General features: G+C 66.5%; 18 protein-coding genes. 6 read left to right on the top strand and 12 right to left on the bottom strand.

Annotated elements, in window-relative coordinates:
* Window positions 1–80 precede the first annotated feature (80 nt).
* The gene (locus H7K45_RS26110) at window positions 81–272 is read right to left on the bottom strand and encodes a hypothetical protein (RefSeq protein WP_263998988.1); all 192 of its coding nucleotides are present in this window, start codon (window positions 270–272) and stop codon (window positions 81–83) included.
* A gap of 265 nt (window positions 273–537) precedes the next feature.
* Here H7K45_RS26110 and H7K45_RS26105 point away from each other — a divergent pair, with 265 nt between their 5' ends.
* A complete protein-coding gene (locus H7K45_RS26105; RefSeq protein ID WP_263998987.1) occupies window positions 538–1,137 on the top strand; it encodes an Rv1733c family protein in 600 nt (199 codons plus the stop codon).
* A 31-nt stretch (window positions 1,138–1,168) separates the two neighbouring features.
* Here H7K45_RS26105 and H7K45_RS26100 read toward each other — a convergent pair whose 3' ends face one another.
* The 6 genes from H7K45_RS26100 to H7K45_RS26075 form a co-directional block, all read right to left on the bottom strand.
* Window positions 1,169–2,626 (bottom strand): APC family permease, encoded by a 1,458-nt coding sequence (locus H7K45_RS26100; RefSeq protein WP_263998986.1) that lies wholly within the window; start codon window positions 2,624–2,626, stop codon window positions 1,169–1,171.
* A 118-nt stretch (window positions 2,627–2,744) separates the two neighbouring features.
* Window positions 2,745–3,107, bottom strand: a complete 363-nt coding sequence (locus H7K45_RS26095; RefSeq protein ID WP_263998985.1) for a DUF732 domain-containing protein — start codon at window positions 3,105–3,107, stop codon at window positions 2,745–2,747.
* A gap of 39 nt (window positions 3,108–3,146) precedes the next feature.
* On the bottom strand, window positions 3,147–4,118 hold the full coding sequence (locus H7K45_RS26090) for an ABC transporter substrate-binding protein (RefSeq protein ID WP_263998984.1): 972 nt from the start codon (window positions 4,116–4,118) through the stop codon (window positions 3,147–3,149).
* A gap of 14 nt (window positions 4,119–4,132) precedes the next feature.
* Window positions 4,133–4,891 (bottom strand): ABC transporter ATP-binding protein, encoded by a 759-nt coding sequence (locus H7K45_RS26085; RefSeq protein ID WP_263998983.1) that lies wholly within the window; start codon window positions 4,889–4,891, stop codon window positions 4,133–4,135.
* Between the two features lies 1 nt (window position 4,892).
* A complete protein-coding gene (locus tag H7K45_RS26080; protein WP_263998982.1) occupies window positions 4,893–5,696 on the bottom strand; it encodes an ABC transporter permease in 804 nt (267 codons plus the stop codon).
* A 41-nt stretch (window positions 5,697–5,737) separates the two neighbouring features.
* Complete coding sequence (locus tag H7K45_RS26075) at window positions 5,738–7,069, bottom strand: aryl-sulfate sulfotransferase (protein ID WP_263998981.1); 1,332 nt, start codon at window positions 7,067–7,069, stop codon at window positions 5,738–5,740.
* Window positions 7,070–7,223: 154 nt separating this feature from the next.
* On the opposite strand from H7K45_RS26075, the gene H7K45_RS26070 reads away from it, so the two are divergent.
* On the top strand, window positions 7,224–8,237 hold the full coding sequence (locus H7K45_RS26070; protein WP_263998980.1) for a LacI family DNA-binding transcriptional regulator: 1,014 nt from the start codon (window positions 7,224–7,226) through the stop codon (window positions 8,235–8,237).
* Window positions 8,238–8,262: 25 nt separating this feature from the next.
* On the opposite strand, the gene H7K45_RS26065 is transcribed toward H7K45_RS26070, so the two are convergent.
* Genes H7K45_RS26065 through H7K45_RS26045 form a run of 5 tightly spaced genes read right to left on the bottom strand, consistent with a single transcriptional unit; the run spans window position 8,263 to window position 14,695 of the window.
* Window positions 8,263–9,654, bottom strand: a complete 1,392-nt coding sequence (locus tag H7K45_RS26065) for an NtaA/DmoA family FMN-dependent monooxygenase (protein ID WP_263998979.1) — start codon at window positions 9,652–9,654, stop codon at window positions 8,263–8,265.
* Window positions 9,651–11,276, bottom strand: a complete 1,626-nt coding sequence (locus H7K45_RS26060; protein ID WP_263998978.1) for an ATP-binding cassette domain-containing protein — start codon at window positions 11,274–11,276, stop codon at window positions 9,651–9,653. The genes H7K45_RS26065 and H7K45_RS26060 overlap by 4 nt, the downstream gene beginning before the upstream one ends.
* The gene (locus tag H7K45_RS26055) at window positions 11,273–12,103 is read right to left on the bottom strand and encodes an ABC transporter permease (protein WP_263998976.1); all 831 of its coding nucleotides are present in this window, start codon (window positions 12,101–12,103) and stop codon (window positions 11,273–11,275) included. The genes H7K45_RS26060 and H7K45_RS26055 overlap by 4 nt, the downstream gene beginning before the upstream one ends.
* A complete protein-coding gene (locus H7K45_RS26050) occupies window positions 12,100–13,095 on the bottom strand; it encodes an ABC transporter permease (protein ID WP_263998975.1) in 996 nt (331 codons plus the stop codon). The genes H7K45_RS26055 and H7K45_RS26050 overlap by 4 nt, the downstream gene beginning before the upstream one ends.
* A complete protein-coding gene (locus tag H7K45_RS26045; RefSeq protein ID WP_263998974.1) occupies window positions 13,082–14,695 on the bottom strand; it encodes an ABC transporter substrate-binding protein in 1,614 nt (537 codons plus the stop codon). Before H7K45_RS26045 ends, H7K45_RS26050 begins: the two co-directional genes overlap by 14 nt.
* 564 nt (window positions 14,696–15,259) lie before the next feature.
* Here H7K45_RS26045 and H7K45_RS26040 point away from each other — a divergent pair.
* From H7K45_RS26040 to H7K45_RS26025, 4 genes are all read left to right on the top strand, one after another.
* Window positions 15,260–15,550, top strand: coding sequence for an ANTAR domain-containing protein (locus H7K45_RS26040; RefSeq protein ID WP_372512645.1), 291 nt, complete (start codon window positions 15,260–15,262; stop codon window positions 15,548–15,550).
* A gap of 108 nt (window positions 15,551–15,658) precedes the next feature.
* Window positions 15,659–15,796, top strand: a complete 138-nt coding sequence (locus H7K45_RS26035; protein ID WP_263998973.1) for a hypothetical protein — start codon at window positions 15,659–15,661, stop codon at window positions 15,794–15,796.
* A gap of 4 nt (window positions 15,797–15,800) precedes the next feature.
* Window positions 15,801–16,919 carry a YeiH family protein gene (locus tag H7K45_RS26030; protein WP_263998971.1) on the top strand — a complete coding sequence of 373 codons (1,119 nt, stop codon included), beginning with the start codon at window positions 15,801–15,803 and terminating at the stop codon, window positions 16,917–16,919.
* Window positions 16,916–18,343, top strand: coding sequence for an FAD/NAD(P)-binding protein (locus H7K45_RS26025; RefSeq protein WP_263998970.1), 1,428 nt, complete (start codon window positions 16,916–16,918; stop codon window positions 18,341–18,343). The genes H7K45_RS26030 and H7K45_RS26025 overlap by 4 nt, the downstream gene beginning before the upstream one ends.
* Window positions 18,344–18,347: the final 4 nt, after the last annotated feature.

The raw sequence follows: 18,347 nt of genomic DNA, 5'->3' as shown, positions 1-18,347 counted from the left end.
CCATGACCGAGGTCGTCGGTGGTGATCGGAAGGCACTGCAGCAACGTAGACGGCGATCGCCGGGGAGCGGAGGTTTGTGATCAGCGGGAGGAAAACCGGCGCAGCGCGTGGTGCGCGCGGCCAAGCAGGGCGCGGGCGGACACGAATCGCAGACGTTCGTCGAGGAGACGGTCGACCTGCCAGGTCGGAAACGACCAGCCGTCGTCGCGAAGCGCCTGCTGCACCTCTGCGGTCAGCGCCAACTCGTCGTCGATCGAGTCCAGGTCGCGCACCGCCTCAAGCTAGGGGTGAGCCAGGGGCGTCGCGAGGTTTTCGGCAGGCGTGATTCTTATTCGCGTATCGGTGTCCCCGACTTTGCTCGAGACAGGCTCGCCGCCAACGCGATCCGACCATACGTGCCGGAGTGTCGAACGCGTACCGGAGGTGTGAGATCTGTCGCTACGAACTCCCACGATTGGGCCGCTCGCGCGCGGAGTGACAGCATGGAAACATGGTTGTAACACGCCGTCACCTGTCATGTGGTCGGCGGGTGCGCCGATGATGACGTCCTCCGCCGCACTCCGGGTCCGCTGGCTGATGGGCGCCATGGGCCGCAATCGGCTCGTCCGCGCGAGCGATCGCGTCGAGGCCTTGAGCGTTCTGATCATCCTGGCGGCGGCGCTCTTCGCCATCCCGATGGCCCAACGGGAAGGCGACGAGGCATACGTCGAGCGCATCCAGCTGATCGCTGCGCAACAACAGTCCCGGCACTCCGTCAGGGCAATCGCACAGACGGACAGCTCGAGTCCTTCGCCTCGCCGTTCACTGTCGTCGGTGGCAGTTCGCGTGGAATGGCCGGAGGGTCAACGCCGCCGATCTGAAGTGGTGACGAGCCCGTCATTCGTCAAAGCGGGTGCACCAGTCACCGTGTGGCTCGACGACACGGGTTCGGTGGTCAGCGCCCCGGACCGCCCCGAGGACGCCAAGACCGTCGCCACGAGCCGAGCGTGGGGCATGTGGGTCGGCATCGTCGGATTCTGCACGCTCGTAGCCCTCGTGCTTCGTCGCCGTCTCGACCGCCACCGTACGGAATCGTGGCAACGTGAGTGGACGTTGCTGGCGTATGACGACGACGGTTGGGCCAACCACGATCGGTGATCCGTGCGGCGGGGCTACTCCACCCGAGCCGTCACTCCAGTGTCACCTGTGACCGCTTGGCGGCAATGCCAGCTCCAAGTGCGAAGACCACTACGAGAAGCACGACCGCGCCGATGGCGACTGGCGTGGACCCCCCGACGAGGTCGGGTAGGTTCTGCAGGACCAACACGAAGACCCCTGCGAGACCGATCAATCCGATGCCGGGCGCGACGAACGCGCGCCACGGCGACTCGCTCGTGTCACCAGCTCGTCGTCGTGCGGCGAAGAAGGCAAGCACCGCAACGCTGGTCGCGATCAACAGGATGATGATGCCGACGGTCGAAATGCCGGCTAGCCAGGTGTAGAACTGCGTCACCGGATCCAGTCCGAGCAGGATGCCGCCCACGATGAACACGAGCACGACGATGCCGTCGAGACCAGAGGCGAGATGGGGTGACGCGTGGTTCCGGTGTGCCTCGCCGAGCGAGGCGGGGAACACGTTTCGGTTGGACAGCGTGAACACATAGCGGGCGACGACGTTGTGGAACGACAGGATGCAGGCGAAGAGGCTCGTCACGAACAGGACCTGCACGATGTGCAGACCCGCCGTCCCGAGGTACTGCTCGGTGGCGCCAGGCAAGAGCCCGGTCGGATCGTCGGCTGCCTGCGCCACGACCTGGCTGTCTCCCCATGCAGTGATCAGCGCCCACGTCGACACGGTGTAGAACACGCCGATCAGGATCAGCGCCAGGAACGTTGCGCGGGGAATGGTGCGCAGCGGATCACGCGCCTCGTCCCGGAAGACGGCGGTGGCCTCGAAGCCGATGAAGCTCAGGAACGCGAACAACAGGGCGATTCCCGGTGCGCCGGAGACTATTTCGCTGGGGTTGAGAAAACCGGTGGACAGTCCCTCGTGACCTCCGGTGACGGCGACGACGGCGTCGAGGGCCAAGACGATGGCCACCTCGCCGATGAGCAGTACACCAAGCACGTTGCGCGACAGGTCGATGTTGCGGTGGCCGAGAAGGCTGACGACCGCCAGGGCGATCAGTGCGTACACACCCCAGTGGATGTCGGGCAACCCGTAGGAGGCGAACAGCGCCTGCGCACCTTGTCCGAGAAGTCCGTAGACGCCGATCTCGAGGGCGAGGTAGGAGATCAGCGCTACGAACGCGAATCCGAAGCCGGTGACCTTGCCGAGGCCCTTGCCGATGTAGGAGTAGAACGCCCCCGCATTCGGTACGTGCGGTGTCAAAGCGGTGAAGCCGACCGCGAAGAGCAGGACGATGACCGTGCTGATGATGAAGATCGCCGGGAACCCGACGCCGTTGCCGCTGGCGATGCCGAGCGGCACCGGACCGCCGATCACTCCCAGCGGCGAGGCGGCGGCCACCACCACGAAGACGATGCCCCACACACCCAGTGAGCCGCGAAGCTTCCGGTGCGGATGAGCGTCTGCGGACTCGCCGGGGGCCAGAACGCCACCCGACTCGTCGATGTGATTGGACATGTCTGACTCCTCGAGGCCCCTGGGACGGCATGATCGCAGGGAATCAAGTTAACGACGACGAAACAAATGCTGCAGAGTTGCGATCACGGCGATCCCATCGCCGAAGTTCCGCGCCGAGTCAGTCCGGCGGACGGTAATTCGCCGCCGAATTCCTCAGCTGCCAGACCCGCACAGGGCACAGGATGCCGATCGCGTTGGACACCAGGTAATTGGCGGCGAACTCGTCATTGGGCGTGACGTCCGCCTTGACGTCGCTCATGACATCGGAGTACGACGCCCCTTGAGTCACCCTGTCGCACAACCGATAGCCGTAGCCAAGGGCGTCGTTGCCGGGAAATTCATAGTGCCGCCGCACCACCACGTCGTAGGTGTACTCCACCTCCGGAGCGGGCACTGCGCTGGCGACGGGAGCCTGCAACACCGCGGCATTGCCGATACAGCAGAGACCGAGGATCACCGAGCCGATCGTCCGCCGCATCATGGACGGGATCATAGTTCGGACGCTCGCACCGCATGGTGCCTAAGACGGGTCCCTTGGCAGGAACTGGCCGTCGAGGAAGCCGGTGTAGTCGGGCAGGTTCGTCGCCGGGTCCACCGAGCCCTGGCTCTTGGCCCACTGACCCAGCTCGTCGAGCTTCTGCGCGAGGTCCGGCTTGAGTTGCAGGGTGAAGTCGAACTCGCCGAGCACCGTTCGTAGCAGCGCGGGCTCGAGCTGCGTGGCCTTGGCGACGGCGTCCGTGGCGGCGTCGTCCTTCTTGGTCAGCGCGGTGCTGGCGTCCTGCAGAGCGGCGAAGAACGCCGTGATCGCCTTCCCCTTCGCGCCGATCGACGACTGTGTGGAGAGGTAGAGGCTGTGCTGGCTGTACGTGCCGCCCGTCAGTTCGACGGCGTCATCACCGAGCGCCTGGATCACCTGCGCCTGGTACGGCTGAAAGATCGAGACCGCGTCGACGTTGCGCTGGGTGGCGGCGGTGACCATGGCCGACGGTGCCACCTGAACGAGCTTCGCGTCGATCTCGTTCTGCGTCAACGCATTCGTGATGAAGTAGGCCGCACTGGTGCCGAGCGGGGTGCCGATCGACTTGCCCCTTAGGTCGGCGATGGTGTTGACGCCTGCGCTGCGGCGCGCGACGATGCGTGAGCCCTCCCAGCGCGAGCCGTCCCCGACGACGTGCAGAGTTGGCGTTCTGGTGAGCACGGCCGACGTCGGGACGTCGGCGGCGGTGGTGATGTCGACCTGGCCCGCCGATGCGGCTTGTAGGGCCTCCACGCCCGACTGGAAGTTCACTACCTTTACGTCGACGCCGTGTTTCGTGAAGAGACCCGTGTCGACCGCGACGGGGATCTGCGCCCAGGACGGGTCGACGACGAATCCGACGGTCAGGGTGTCGGCGGTGGCGGCGGTGTCCGAGCCTGCGCAGGCGGTCACGGATGCCGCCAGCGCGACGGTGGTCATGGCGATGGCCGTGAGGCGGCGCAGCGGTGTCTTCACTGTGATCGGTCCTTTCAGGACGCCGAGGGGGCGATGCCGAGCTGGTGGTGCAGGGTCTTGCGGATGTCGCTGTAGCCGGGTTGGTCGGCCAGTGCGTCGGCGGGCCGGGGCCGGCTCAGCGGATTGGTGATGCGCTCGACGATGCGGCCGTCGCGCAGCACGCTGACGGTGTCGCCGAGCCGAATGGCCTCGTCGATGTCGTGCGTGACGAAGACGACGGTCCGTTCGAGTCGCGTCCAGAGGTCGGTGAGCAGGTCCTGCATCCGTAGCCGGGTCAGCGCGTCGAGTGCTGCGAACGGTTCGTCCATGAGCATCACGACCGGTTCGCCAGCCAGCATCCTGGCCATGCTGACCCGCTGTCGCATGCCCCCGGACAGCTGGGCCGGACGTTGGCGTGCGACCTCCTCGCGCAGGCCGACGAGATCCAGGAGTTCGCGTGTCCTCCGCGGACGTTCGGACCTGTCCAATCGTGTTGCGGCGAGCGCGAACCCGATGTTGTCGGCCACCGTCATCCAGGGAAACAGCACGTCGCGCTGGAAGGCGACCCCTCGACGCGGGTGTGGCTCGCTTACTGTCTCGCCGGCGTCGGTCACCGTGCCAGACGTGGGGGTGATGAGGCCGGCAAGGGCATGTAGCAGCGTCGACTTGCCGCTACCGGAGGCGCCGACGAGGACATCGAACGATCCGTCGGGGACGGTCATCGAGACGTGGTCGAGAGTGGGGTCGCGCGTTCCGGGGAAACGGACGACGAGGTCATGGGCTTCGATGGCCACGTCAGCGTTCCTCTCGCGCCCAGCGCGTGAACGGTGTGGTCACCGCGTTGATCAGCAGGTCGCAGAGTGCGCCGAGCAGACCGAGCACGACGAGGCAGAAGATCAACCGGTCGGCCTGAGAGAACAGCTGCGCCTGGGAGATCCGGTAGCCGATGCCCGATGTGGTGCCGGTCATTTCGGCCACCACGATGAGGACGAACGACATCGCCGCACCGACTCGAAGACCGGCGGCGATGTCTGGGGCGGCTTCGGGCAGCACGACCTCGCGCAGGGTCTGCCATCGTCGCGCCCCCAGGCAGCGGGCGGCCATCAGGTAGTCGGTCGGGGTGCTGTTCAGGCCGGCGTGGCTGCTGATCCAGACGGGAACGAAGACGCCCAACGCGATCACCAGCGTCTTGCTGTTCTCGCCGAGGCCGAACCAGAGGATGGCCAGCGGTACGAGTCCGATCGTCGGGATGGGCGAGAAGACCCGTAGGACGGGTTGGAGGAGGTTGCGACCTGGCGCAGTGCTCGCGGTGATTACCGCCAGCACGATGCCGCTGACGGCCCCTATCGCGAAACCCACTGCAGCCCTTCGCAGACTGGCGGTGACGTCGTCGACCAGCAGCCCGTCGGTCCACAGTCTCAGACCAGCAGCGAGAATCTCGGGCACGCTCGGGAACAGCTGTCGCGGCAGCCGGCCGCTCGCCACCACGATCGACCAGACCGCCGCGGCCAGGACCAGTCCGGCGATCGTCCACCCCAGGGTGCCGAGGTGCCCAAGAGCCCGGGTCCATCGGTGAGGTCGCTCCAAATCAATTGCCACCGAGGCGGATCGCCCGGAGGCGGCGAGGTTCGGCCCCGCCGTCACGGTGAGCCGTCGATCGGGAGTCGAAGGTCGACGGGCCGAAGCGGTGATCGGGGTGTGCCCTCGGGCGTCCAAGCGAACGGCACCGCCTGCGATCGGTAGACCAGCGATGTCAGCGTCAGCCGGTCGACACCGGGAACCCTCGTCTGCTTGACCTCGGGCTCACCGGCGACGCCAAGGCCCTGGTATGGGCTGTGATACTCCCAGACCACGGCACCGTCGCGGGTGACTTGAAAGATCCTGCCCTGCATGCCCTCCGTGATGAGGGTGTTGCCGTTGGGCAGTCTCTGCGCGTTGCTGACGAACGAGCTGAAGAACGTCCACGGTGGAAGCCCAGAGTCCTCGGCGGTGTACTGCCAGACGATCTCCTCCGCGACGGGGTCGATCTCCAGGACGCGCGAACCGGCGTAGATCCCGAGCGACGCGGGCGGATACCCGGCACCGCCCTGGTTGTCGAACACCAGGACGTTGCCGGCACCGGGCAAACCGGGGGCGATCATGTGCGGATTGTGTTGACCGGACGTCTGATCGAGCGGACGTGGCACGTGGTGGGTGGTGATCCGTTGATGCTGGGCGCCTGCTACGGCGTCGTAGTAGGGCCCGAACTTCCAGGCAATCTTCCCGGTCGCCCTGTCGACGGCGGCGATGACGTTGGCCTTGCGAAAGCTGACGAGGACGTTGTCGGGATGGAAGGCCGAGTCGATCCGGCTGTCATACCAACGGTTCTCACCGAGGGTCTTGGCGCTGTTCATCTCGAGGTAGCCCCACGGGTCCTGCGGATCGCGCGCGGCGGTGTCGCGAAGGGCGGCCCAGCCCGCGTCGGAGAAGCCGAACTCCTCCAGATGATCGCCGGCGAGCCACGTCCAGATGATCTCGCCGTCGGGCGTGACCTCGTACAACCCCTGGTCTCCCACGACCGCGTCGCCAAGCCCTGGCACGACGCGCGGCACCGTGACGAGGATCAGCCGGTTTCCGTTGGGCAACAGCTCCCAGTCGTGGTTCTGCCTCGCCGCGCCGCCGGGCGCCTGGGTGCCCCACTCCCAGACCGGCGAGCCGTTCCAGTCCAATTGGCCGACGGTGCCGTTGGCGTAGATGCCACCCCGGGCGTCACCGCTGTCGGACAACTGAACGCCGACGTCGCCGATCCGTCCGCCGTTGAGGGCAGGGTCGAGAAGACGGGGCGGAACCCCGGCGAACGGCCACGCCTGCACGACGGTGCCGGTGAGGTCGACGAGACGGGTCGTGCCGTCGGCGCCGGTGAAGAGGACGTAACAGTCATGCACGCGTTCGGGGTCGAGGTACGTGACTCCACTGAGTCGAACGAAGGCCATCTATTCACTCCACCAATCCCGTATTGCCGCCACGTGTCGTCCGCGTAACCGTTCTAATCGATTAGCGTAGTGGCATCCCCATGCCGAGGAACTGTCACAATCGACGTGATCGAAAGGCTGGTGACGCCGGATCGAAGGACGGAGGAGAACTACGGTGACCGAGAAGCGTCCGACCCTTGCCGACGTGGCCACCCGCGCAGGGACGTCGACCGCAGTGGTGAGCTACGTCCTGAATGACGGACCCCGTCCGGTGTCGGAGCCGTTGCGGATGAAGGTCCTCGCCGCGATCGACGAGTTGGACTACCGGTTGGACCACCGCGCCAGGGCGCTGCGACGGCCGCGGCGATGGCGACAGATCGGGCTGTTGGTTCCCGACCTGACGATGCCGCTGTTCGGCGACTTCGTGGGGCGGATCGAGATCGCGGCCAGAACGCGAGACCACCTCACGATGATCGGCAACACCGGATACGATCCGGAACGCGAGTTCGAGTTCGCCACCGCCTTCGCCGAAGCCGGCATCGACGGTCTCGTCGTCATCGGTGCGGCCAACGCCACCGAGACGGCCAAACTTTGCGCACGGGAACGCATTCCGGTGGTGTGGATGCACAACATCCGCGGTGGCGTCGCCGCCACGATCGTCGGCGTCGACCACGTACGCGCGGGCGCACTCGTCACGCGGCATCTCGTCGACGTGCACGATTGCCGCGACGTTGCCTTCGTCGGGGGTTACACCGAGGCCGACGTCTCCCACGGCGACCGCGAGACGGTTCGGCAGCGGTTCGCCGGGGTGGAATCGGTCGTGGGCGACGTCGCGCACATCCCCACCGACCTCACCGCCGCAGGTGCCTACGCCGCACTCACCACATTCCTCCGAGCCGCGAGCCGGGCCCCCCGGGCCGTGGTCGCCGGAACCTACGGTCAAACCGCGGCGACCATCCGCGCCGTCGTCGACGCCGGGCTGAACATCCCCGATGACGTTCGCGTGGTCGGATTCGACGGCTCCGGCGACGATTACGGCCAGTTCGACGTCACCGCCGTACAGCAGCCCGTCGACGCCATCACTCGGGACGCCCTCAGCCTGTTGCTCGACAAACCCGCGGTGGCCCCGCAACCATTGGAGGCGACGCTGCGGATCGGCAACACCTGCGGGTGCCGGGAGGGTCAGTAGCCCGCCGGCAGTGCGAGCCTCGCCGTCAGCGTGCCACGACGGCGGGCCAGCGGTGTCGGGCGGCGGGATGCGTGTCGGGGAGCCGATCGGTGCCACGGAGTCGTGATCTCAGGGTGGTCACCGCGCTAGGGGGTTGATGCAGTCCGCGTTCGCGCAGCCGCGGCAAGATCAGCGTGACGAAGTCTTCGACCGTTTCGGGGGAGACGAAGGTACGCAGGATGTATCCGGCGGTGCCGGTCACCCGGGCGTGTCGCTCGATGGCGTCCGCGACCACGTCGGGCGTGCCGATGAAGCTACCCGAGTGGTCGCCACCGTAGAAGCTGCGGTGGGACCGCCTCAGCTCTTCTATGCGCAGCGGTGCTGGTCCCGAACCAGCCTCCTGCAGAACGGATTCGGTGTGACCGGTGCGCCGCTTCGCGAGATCGTCGGCGGTATGAGCCGCGAGGTCGACGCCGCTCCACGCGCTGAACGCGGCCATCTGGGCTTCGGCGACGTACACGCTCTGCATTCGGTCTACCTTGCGTTGCACCTCGGCCTCGGTTGGGGCCGTGACCACTGACAGACTGGACAAGGCCGACACGTCGGCGGGGTTACGGCCCTGTCCGGCGGCGTGCGCGCGAATGTCGGCCAGACCGCTGACGAAGGATTCTGGACCGTCGGCGCCGGCGAAGATGACTTCGGCGTGGCGGGCTCCGAATCTGCGGCCACGCGGTGACCAACCCGACTGGAAGATGACCGGCGTGCGCTGCCGGGACGGGACCGACACGTGTGGACCGGCGACCCGAAAGTGCTTGCCGTCGTGGTTGATCGGGCGAACTCGATCGGCGTTGGCAAAGAGTCCGGAGGCCGGATCGGCGATGAAGGCGTCATCGGCCCAACTGCCTTCCCACAACTGGTAGGTGACGTCGAGGAACTCCTCGGCGATCTCGTACCGTTCGTCGTGGTCGATCATGCGGTCCAGCCCGAAATTGCCTGCCGCGTTCGGCAGATAGGACGTCACGACGTTCCATCCGAACCGCCCCCCGGAGAGGTGGTCGATGGTGCTGAAGCGCCTGGCCAGGTCGAAGGGATGAGAGTAGGTGGTCGACGCGGTCACGACGAACGACAGGCGCTCCGTGGCTGCTGCCAGAATCCCCGCGAGGACGGCCGGATCGTGGGCAGGCAGCTCGACGCCGTAGGTGATCGCGGTCTCCGCCGACCCTGCGTAGGTGTCGTACATCCCCAGCACGTCACCGAAGAAGATCAGGTCCAGTCCGCCCTCCTCGCAGATGCGCGCGAGGTCGAGCCAATAACCGGGCGTGAGCGCTTCTAGCCGACGATCGTGCCGGTCCCGCCACAACGTGACGGCACCGGCGCCCATTCCGATGCAATTCTGTTCGTACAGGCCAAATATCAGCCCACCATCCCTGATGGTCATCGTGGCGGGGTCCTTTGCAGTTGGGGAAGTGAGGGCAGCGATTCGACCAGGTCCCGGCCGTATTCGGTGGTCGGTTCGGCAAGGAGCGCTTCGGTGGAGGCGAATTCGACGATCTCGCCGTCGGCCAGCACTGCCGTGTGGTCGGCCACTTCTCGGAGCACTCCCAAGTCGTGGGTGATGAACAGGTAGGTGAGGTCGCGTTCGACGCGCAGTTCGCGGATGAGTTCGATGACGTGCTGTTGCGTCGACACGTCCAGTGCCGAGACGGGCTCGTCCCACACCACGACGCTGGGGCCGACCGCGAGAGCGCGGGCGATGGCGACCCGCTGGCGCTGGCCGCCGGAAAGCCGCAGCGGGGACCGCGTCGCCAGGTGGTCCGGCAGGCGGACCAAGTCCAGCAGTTCGCGGATCTGGGTCCGCACCACCCGCCTGTCCGTCGTACCCGCGGCGCGGAGCGCGTCACGGAGAAGCCCGCCGACCGACAGCCGTGGATCGAAGGCGGACAACGGGTCCTGATGGACCAACTGGACCCGACGCCGCAGGGCACGTCGGGTGCGTTCGTCGGCGGTACGCCGTTCGGTTCCGAAGATGCGGACGGTACCGGCATCGGGGTCGGCCGCCCCGATCGCGACGCGAGCCAGAGTGGACTTGCCGGACCCGGACTGTCCCACCAGACCGATGCTGGCACCGGCTGGCACCTCCAGATTCACCGCACGCAACACGTCGACGCGCCGGCGTCCGGTCGACGGATAGGACACGTCGACCCCGAGCAAGCTGAGTGCGGGCTCGGCCTGCGGGCGAGGCGGTGGATGCTGCACGGGCTGCCGCCCTGGGATCGCCGACAGCAACGACCTGGTGTACGGGTGTCGGGGGTCACTGAGAACTGCAGTGGTGGAGCCGGTCTCGACGACGCGGCCGTCGTGGATGACGGCGACGTCGTCGGCGATCCTGCTGATGGCTCCCAGGTCGTGACTGACCAGCAGCACTCCGACACCGGTGGCGGCCACTTCGGCAAAGAGATCGAGGATGTGGCGCTGGGTGCGCGGATCGAGTGCCGTGGTCGGTTCGTCGGCGATGAGGATGCTCGGTTCGCCGACCAGCGCACCGGCGATCAGCACCCGTTGACGCTGGCCGCCCGACAGCTGATAGGCCCGTTGTCCGATGCGACTCTCGGCATCGGGCAGATGCACGCGTGCAAGTACGTCGAGGATCTTGGCGCGTCGCTCGGTCCTCGTCGAGCCGGGGCGCACCCGCAGGCTGTCTCCCACCTCGTCTTCGATCTTGCGCACCGGGTCCAGTGAGCCCAAGGCGTCCTGCAGGACGAACCCGATCTTGGCGCCCCGTAGCGGTCGCCACTGCCGGGTGCTCAGACCAGTCAGATCGACGTCGCCAAGTCGCATCGTGTCGGCGCTGACGGTGGCGCCCGATCCGGCCAAGCCGATCAGCGAGCGGGCGGTGACCGACTTGCCGGACCCGGACTCACCCACCAAGCCGAGGATCTTTCCGGGGTAGACGTCGAGATCCACCGACCGTACGGCCTCCACGTGCTTGGCGCCGCTGCCAAAGCGCACTGCCAGCCCTCGGACGGTGAGCAGCGGCGGCGTGGTGTCCGGTGCGCTCATCGACTGCCGCCCAACAGTGCTCGCTGCACCGAATAGCCCAGTGCGGTAAGGGTAACCGACACCAGCGCGATGGCAGCCCCTGGGAAGAAGGTGAGCCACCACGCGAGTGAGATCAGGGAGCGGGCGTTGGACAGCATCAAGCCCCATTCCGCGGTGGGTGGCTGTGCACCCAACCCGACGAAGCTCAACGCCGACGCCCAGATGATGGCCTGACCCACACCGAGCGTGGCCAAGGGGATGAGCGGGCGGGTGACGTTGCCGGCGATGGTGGTGGCGGCCACGTAGCGCCAACTGTGTCCCAGTTGCCGCTGCGAACGCGTGTACTCCGAAGCCGTCACGGCGATGACCTGAGCCCGGACGATCCGCGCGTAACCCGGGGAATTGCCGACCCCGACCGCCAAGGCAAGCGTCACCGGGGATGGTCCGAAGACGGCGATGAGGAGCAGCGCCAGCACCATGCCGGGGAACGAGAACAAGAGTTCGGTCACTCGGTCCAGCGGCTGGCGCAGCCAGCGTGGGCCCGTCGCCGCGAGCACGCCCAGCACCGCTCCTGTCGCCAAACCGACTGCCATGGCGCCGAACCCGATGAGAAGCGAGGCGCGCGTGCCGTACACGACCCGGGAGAATTCGTCGCGACCGGTCTGGTCGGTACCGAAGAGGTGCTGCCACGACGGGGGCAGTAACGCATCGGTGGAGATGGCGTTCGGATCATGGGTGCTCACCACCCCTGGGGCGACGGCCGCGACGACCACGATGGCGAGCACTGCCGCGCTGACGACCATGGCGGGATCCGCGCGTAGTCGTGTTCCGAACGCGAGCGTCGTCATGCGACCTGCTCGCGCAACCGCGGATTCAGCAGCCGTAGACCGAGATCGACCAGCGGTGTGATGACGACGTAGATCGCGGCGACGACCAGCACGAGCCCCAACACCAGCGGGTAGTCGCGGGAGCCGACCGCGCGCACCAACAGCTCACCGATTCCTTGGCGCGCGAAGATGACCTCGACGGCCACCGAGCTGCTGATCACCCACCCTACGGCCCATCCCGTCAGGGCCAGGCTCGCCGCAGCCGCGTGCCGGAGTACGCGTCGTGCGCGCACGGTGAGTTCGCCGACACCGCGCGCACGGGCAGCCAGGACGAACGGCATGTCGAGCGTCTCTTCAAAGGTTTGGCGCATCGTCTGCGCCAAGAAACCGGCCAGCGGAATGGCGATGGTCAGCGTCGGCAGGACCAAGGCGGCGAGGCCTTGGCCGCCGGATGACGGCAGCCAGTGCAGCCCGAAGCCAAACGCTCCCAACAACAACAGACCCAACCAGAAGTCGGGCAGGGACGCCGTGACCGCTTCGACGGCCCGACCGCTCCGTTCCGCGAGTGTCGAGCGGCCGGCGCTCACGAGGCAGCTGAACACGGCCATCGCCCAGGCCACCGTAATGGAGGCGATGGTCAGGATGATCGAACTGGGCAGCTGCTCGACGATGATGCCGGTGACCGGTTGCTTCAGTGTGTAGGAGATGCCGAGGTCGCCGTGCAGCAGCCCGCCCAGGTAGGACACGTACTGCAGGAGCAGTGGTCGGTCGAGTCCGAATTGCGATTGCAGGGCGGCGATCCGTTCCGGCGTGGGCTGAGACCCCGGGCCCAGGATCACCTGGATGGGGTCACCGGGGATGACGCGCAGCGCAAAGAACGTCAGCGTCACCCCCACCCAGAGCACGCCGACACCGCGGAGCGTCCCGCGCAAAAGCCCATGCGCCGAGGCAGTGTCACGCGCTCGTGACTGCGGGGGCGGTGGCGTGAGGGTGACGACCTCAGCTGGCGACATAGGCGTCGTAGAAGGCGGGGGTGACTCCGCTCCAGTCCAGTCGCACGTCGCGGATCTTGTCGGCATTGGCCGCGACTTGGATGGGGAACACGTACAGCGGCAGGGTCAACGCGTTGTCCGAGACGAGTTGCTGCGCCTGGGAATAGAGCCTCTTGCGTTCGGCGTCGTCGGTGCTGGCCCTGGCCTGGTTGACTGCCGCGTCGAATGCGGGGTTGCTGAAACCGGATTCATTGTTGTGATAACCGGCCACGGCCTTCAGCCCCTCGGTGGAGTAGATCAACCGCAGCGTGTCCGGGGTGTTGATGGTCCAGTAGTCCACGTAGAGGTCGTAGTCCCAGTCGGTTTGACGCTGTGAGTACGCCGTGCCCGAGCTGTTCTTCTGAATCTGTACGTCGAAGCCGGCGTCCTTGGCCTTCGCCTGAATGTACTCGTGCAGAGCATCTTCGGATGCCTGAATCTGGCCGCTGGAGGAGACGGGCAGGACGACGGTGAGTCGCTTGCCGTCCTTGGTGCGGTAACCCTGGGCGTCCCGCTGCGTCCACCCCGCGTCGTCGAGGAGGCGGTTGGCCGTGGTGAGGTCGTAACCGTACTTGCCCGCCTGTGCGGGGTCGTAGTCGGCGGTGCTCGGCGACAGCGGCGCGTCGGCGGCAGTGAACGCGCCGAAGAAGACCTGCTTCACGCCACCTGGAACGTCGGCGGCATGCAGGAAGGCCTGGCGCACCTTGATGTCGTTGAACGGCGCGCGGGTGGTGTTGAGGTCGAGTTGTTGCGGCACGCCGCCCTGAAGCTCGTTGAGGATCTGAAAGTTTGCCGTGGCCTTGGCTTCAGCGAAGTTCTCGGGGGGAATGGCGTCGATCGCGTCGACCTCGCCGGCGGTGAGCGCACCGAATCGGGTGGCCGGTTCGGAGATGAAACGGATGATCAGCTTGTCGGCGTAGGCGGCACCCGTGTGCTTGGCTTGCGGAGGGCCCCAGTCGTAGTCGTCGTTGCGGACCAGTGACACCTGGCTTTGGCGGTCCCACTTCTCCACCTTGAACGGACCGGTTCCGACCGGCGACGCGCATTCTGCTTCGGTGCCGCGGGCGATGGCCTTGGGCGACTCGATGCCTCCAGAGGGGTGGGCAAGATAGGACAGCAGAGCGGAGTTCGGCTTCGACAAGACGACCACGGCGGTCAGGTCGTCGGGAGTGCGGGTCTCGACGTAGTCGGCCAACGCCGCACCCCAATTCACCGAACCGGTCTCAGGGGCGCGCCAGAACTCGACATTGGACCGCACCGCAGCGGCGTTGAACGGAGTTCCGTCGGTGAACTTCACCCCGGGGTGCAACTTGAAGGTGTACTGCAGACCGTCATCGCTGATGGTGTAGGAATCGGCCAGCCACGGTTTGAAGCTGCCGTCCTGGTCCCGGGAGACCAGGCGGTCGAGGATCTGGGTGGCCACGTAGTTCTGGGGTTCGTCGCCACCGATCGCCGCTTCCAAGCACACGGGTTCTTGCTTGTAGGCAAAGGTGATGGTGCCACCGGAATGTGGCGCGACCGAGGAATTGGTCGACGCCGCGGAGCACCCGGCAGCGCTGGCCGCCACGAGGCCGAGGGCCAAGAGTCGACTCGCCGCCCGCACTCGTCCACGTCGGCCACGATGACTGGCAGCACCTCTGAGCTTCAACATGACCTTCTCTCCGATTGTGGCGTCAGCCCGAAACCGTAAGGTCACAACCGCGAACCGCCTATCGCCCTAGCGAGGCGACACCGGTCGCCGGCCCACGCGTCGGCCGCCAGTCAGACGCACCCGCGCTGGTCGAGACCGGATCGCGCGCAAATGCGTCCTCGTCAGTGGGTGGCTACACCTGGCCGGGGGCGAGAGTCCGTATTTCCGCCTCTTGAAACGTTTTGACGGAAAGATCGAACGCCTCGTGGACGTGGACTGAAGGCGGTCGAGTAGTCCTGGAGCAAATGAATTTTCACCCCGTCGCCGAAGCCACGACGAGCCGTACCAGAGTGCGGCGCGTCGACGACTCGATCAACTCACGCTGATCGATACCTCTCGCGATCACGGCGTCCAGCGTGCCCGGTTGGCATCACGGTGCGGGAATCCCTCGACGAGCGTGCCACTCTCGAACGACGATGAGCACCCTGAGACGTCGACGAATCGAAGGTGGTTGCAGTGCACGGACATCACGGCTACACCGGAGCGGCAGATCCTCGCTCCCGCACGGTGCTGGACATCGCGATGGGTGTTCTCGTCGGTCTTCGCGGCTGCAGCCCCGAGGAGGCCTTCGCCGAACTCGCCAGGGTGGTGAACGGCAGTGGCATCGGCATCGGTCGGATCTCGGGAGCGTTGGTGGATCTCGCCCGCGGGGCATCCGGGTCCTCGGCCGAGCACGCGGAGGCCTTTAGCGCATGGGGCACGTTGATCGACGGAGCCAAGACGAGAACCGTGGGCGCCGTTGGCTGACCCGGCCGGTCAACCGAGTCCTGGCCGACCGGATCACCGCGATCCGAAGTCTTGTCCGTTGGTCACGCCCCGTCGATGATCGCCGTGATCCGTCTACGAGGAGATGTCGTGAGTCAACCGAACCCTGCATCGCCAGCCGACGCGCCCTGGTATGCGCGCGTCGGGGTCGACTGGTGGGCGACCATCGTCGGCGGCGTGATCACGGTGCTCGCCGTGGCGAACCTGTTGCCCAAGATTCCGTGGTGACGTGATGAGCACGACGTCCGTCACCTCCGACGAGGACCGCACCGAGGACACGTTCACCTCCTCCAATCCGCTGGCCTACGTGCCCGGCGTCCTGCTTCTCATCGTGATCGGCCTGCTCGGCAAGTACGCTCAAATAGGGTGGAACGCGCTGGCCAAGCACGAGCATTGGACGGTCCCCGACATCGAATACGTGCTGTGGGCCATTCTGATCGGCCTGCTGATCACCAACACCGTCGGCGTGCACCGCGTGTTCAAACCGGGCGTGCAGACCTATGAGTTCTGGCTGAAGATCGGAATCGTGGCCCTGGGTTCACGTTTCGTCCTCGGTGACGTCCTGAAGCTTGGCGGTACCAGCCTCGTGCAGATCTTGGTGGACATGGCCGTCGCCGGTGCCATCATCATCGCCGCCGCCCGGCTGTTCGGACTGTCGGGAAAGCTCGGATCGCTCCTGGCAATCGGGACGTCGATCTGCGGGGTGTCGGCGATCATTGCGTCGAAGGGAGCGATCCGAGCCCGCAACTCCGAGGCAAGTTACGCCATCGCTGCGATACTCGCGCTCGGCGCGGTCGCGCTGTTCACGCTGCCCCCGTTGGGGCACTTGATCGGGCTCAGCGACCACGAATTCGGCTTGTGGGCCGGTCTTGCCGTCGACAACACGGCGGAGACCACGGCCACCGGGTACCTCTTCTCGGAGGAGGCCGGCAAGATCGCGGTTCTGGTCAAGTCGACCCGCAACGCCCTCATCGGATTCGTGGTCCTTGGCTTTGCGCTGTACTGGGCAGCACGCGGTGAGGCCGACGCCATCGCACCCGGGGTCAGGGCCAAGGCGGTCTTCGTCTGGCAGAAGTTCCCCAAGTTCGTCCTCGGCTTCCTTGCCGTGTCTGCGGTGGCCACCGCGGGATGGTTGACCAAGGGTCAGAGCACCAACCTGGCGAACGTCTCCAAGTGGGCGTTCCTGCTCACCTTCGCCGGCGTGGGACTGAACACCAACTTTCGCGAGCTCGCCAGGACCGGTTGGCGTCCGCTGGTCGTCGCAGTGATCGGATTGCTGGTGGTGGCAACGGTTTCCCTTGGATTGGTCTTGCTGACGTCCCGAGTCCTGGGGTGGGGCATTCACACGTGACACCCGAACGCGTCGTGGTCGTCGGCGGCGGTTTCAGTGGCGCGATGTCCGCGGTGAACCTCACCAGGCTTAGCCGACATCCCCTTCACGTCACCGTCCTCGACGACCGCGGATCGGTGGGGCGGGGCATCGCCTACGGTGTGCGGCGACCCGAGTACCTGCTCAACGTGGCCGCGCGCAACATGTCTGCGCTGCCCGACGAGCCCGACCACTTCCTGCAGTGGCTGCACACCCGCGCGGAGTTCGAGCAGACCCCCGACGTCGAGCTGCGCGAACGCTTCATCCCACGCCAAATCTACGGTGACTATCTACGCTCGATCGTTGCGCACCATCTGCAAAGCCCCGGCGAGTTGACCCTCGCCACAGCACAATTCGTCACCGGCACTGCGGTCGACGTCGAGCCCGCCCGGGCCGGGTGCTTGGTACACCTGGCCGACAGATCGGTTCTCCCGGCCGATCGGGTGGTGCTGGCCACGGGCAACGAGCCGCCCGCGCCACTGCCCGGCAGCGCCGACCTCACCGACCACCCCGCTTGGATCGGCGACCCCTGGGACGTCTGGGAGACGCGCTTGCCTCCGTCGGACGGGGACATCGTCATCCTGGGGACGGGCCTCTCGGCGGTCGACGCCGTCGTGACCCTCCGCGAATTGGGTTGGTTGGGGCGCATTCATGCGGTGTCACGGCACGGATGGTTTCCGCACGCTCACTTTCGTGGCATCGACTACCCCGAGTTCCCGCCTCCGGGAGTCGACCTCGCCGAACTGGGGCTTCGAGAACTGCAGTCCCTCGTCGCCGAGCACTGCTCGGCGTTGCACGAGCGCAACGAGAACCCCGCAATCATCGTCGACAAGCTGCGGCCGCACACCCAGCGGATCTGGGCTGGCTTCACCGATGACGAGAAGGTGGCGTTCGCCAAGGAAACTGCCGCCCGCTGGAACGTCTTTCGTCACCGCATCGCTCCGGTCATCCACGCTCAGGTCACGGGTTCTCGGCTCACCGGTCAGCTCGGGGTGCACGCCGCGGGCATCGCGAGGGTGTCGGCCGCAGGTCGGAATCGGGTCGACGTCGAGCTGGACGACGGCGCGACGCTGACGGGTGATCTCGTGATCAACGCGACCGGCCCGTCGACGAGGCTCAGCGCGACGCGGTCGGCATTGCTGCAGAACCTTCTGCGTCGAGGTGCGGTGGCCTCCGACGCCGTAGACATGGGTGTGCGCATCGACGCCGACCACACCGTGGTGGACGCAGCGGGGGAGCGGTCACCGTGGCTGCTGGCCGTGGGGCCCATGCTGCGTGGCACCTACTGGGAAACCGTTGCCGTGCCCGAATTGCGTTTCCAAGCGCGACGAGTGGCCGAGACCGTCCTCGGCGCGACGCACGACGAGCGCGGCGAGGTGGCGCCCCAACTCGAGTACATGATCTGAGTGC

The sequence above is a fragment of the Mycobacterium yunnanensis genome (genome assembly GCF_025823185.1).
Lineage (GTDB): Bacteria > Actinomycetota > Actinomycetes > Mycobacteriales > Mycobacteriaceae > Mycobacterium > Mycobacterium yunnanensis.
The sequence above is the reverse complement of the archived record's forward strand: the minus strand, read 5'-3'. Positions and strand labels throughout refer to the sequence as shown.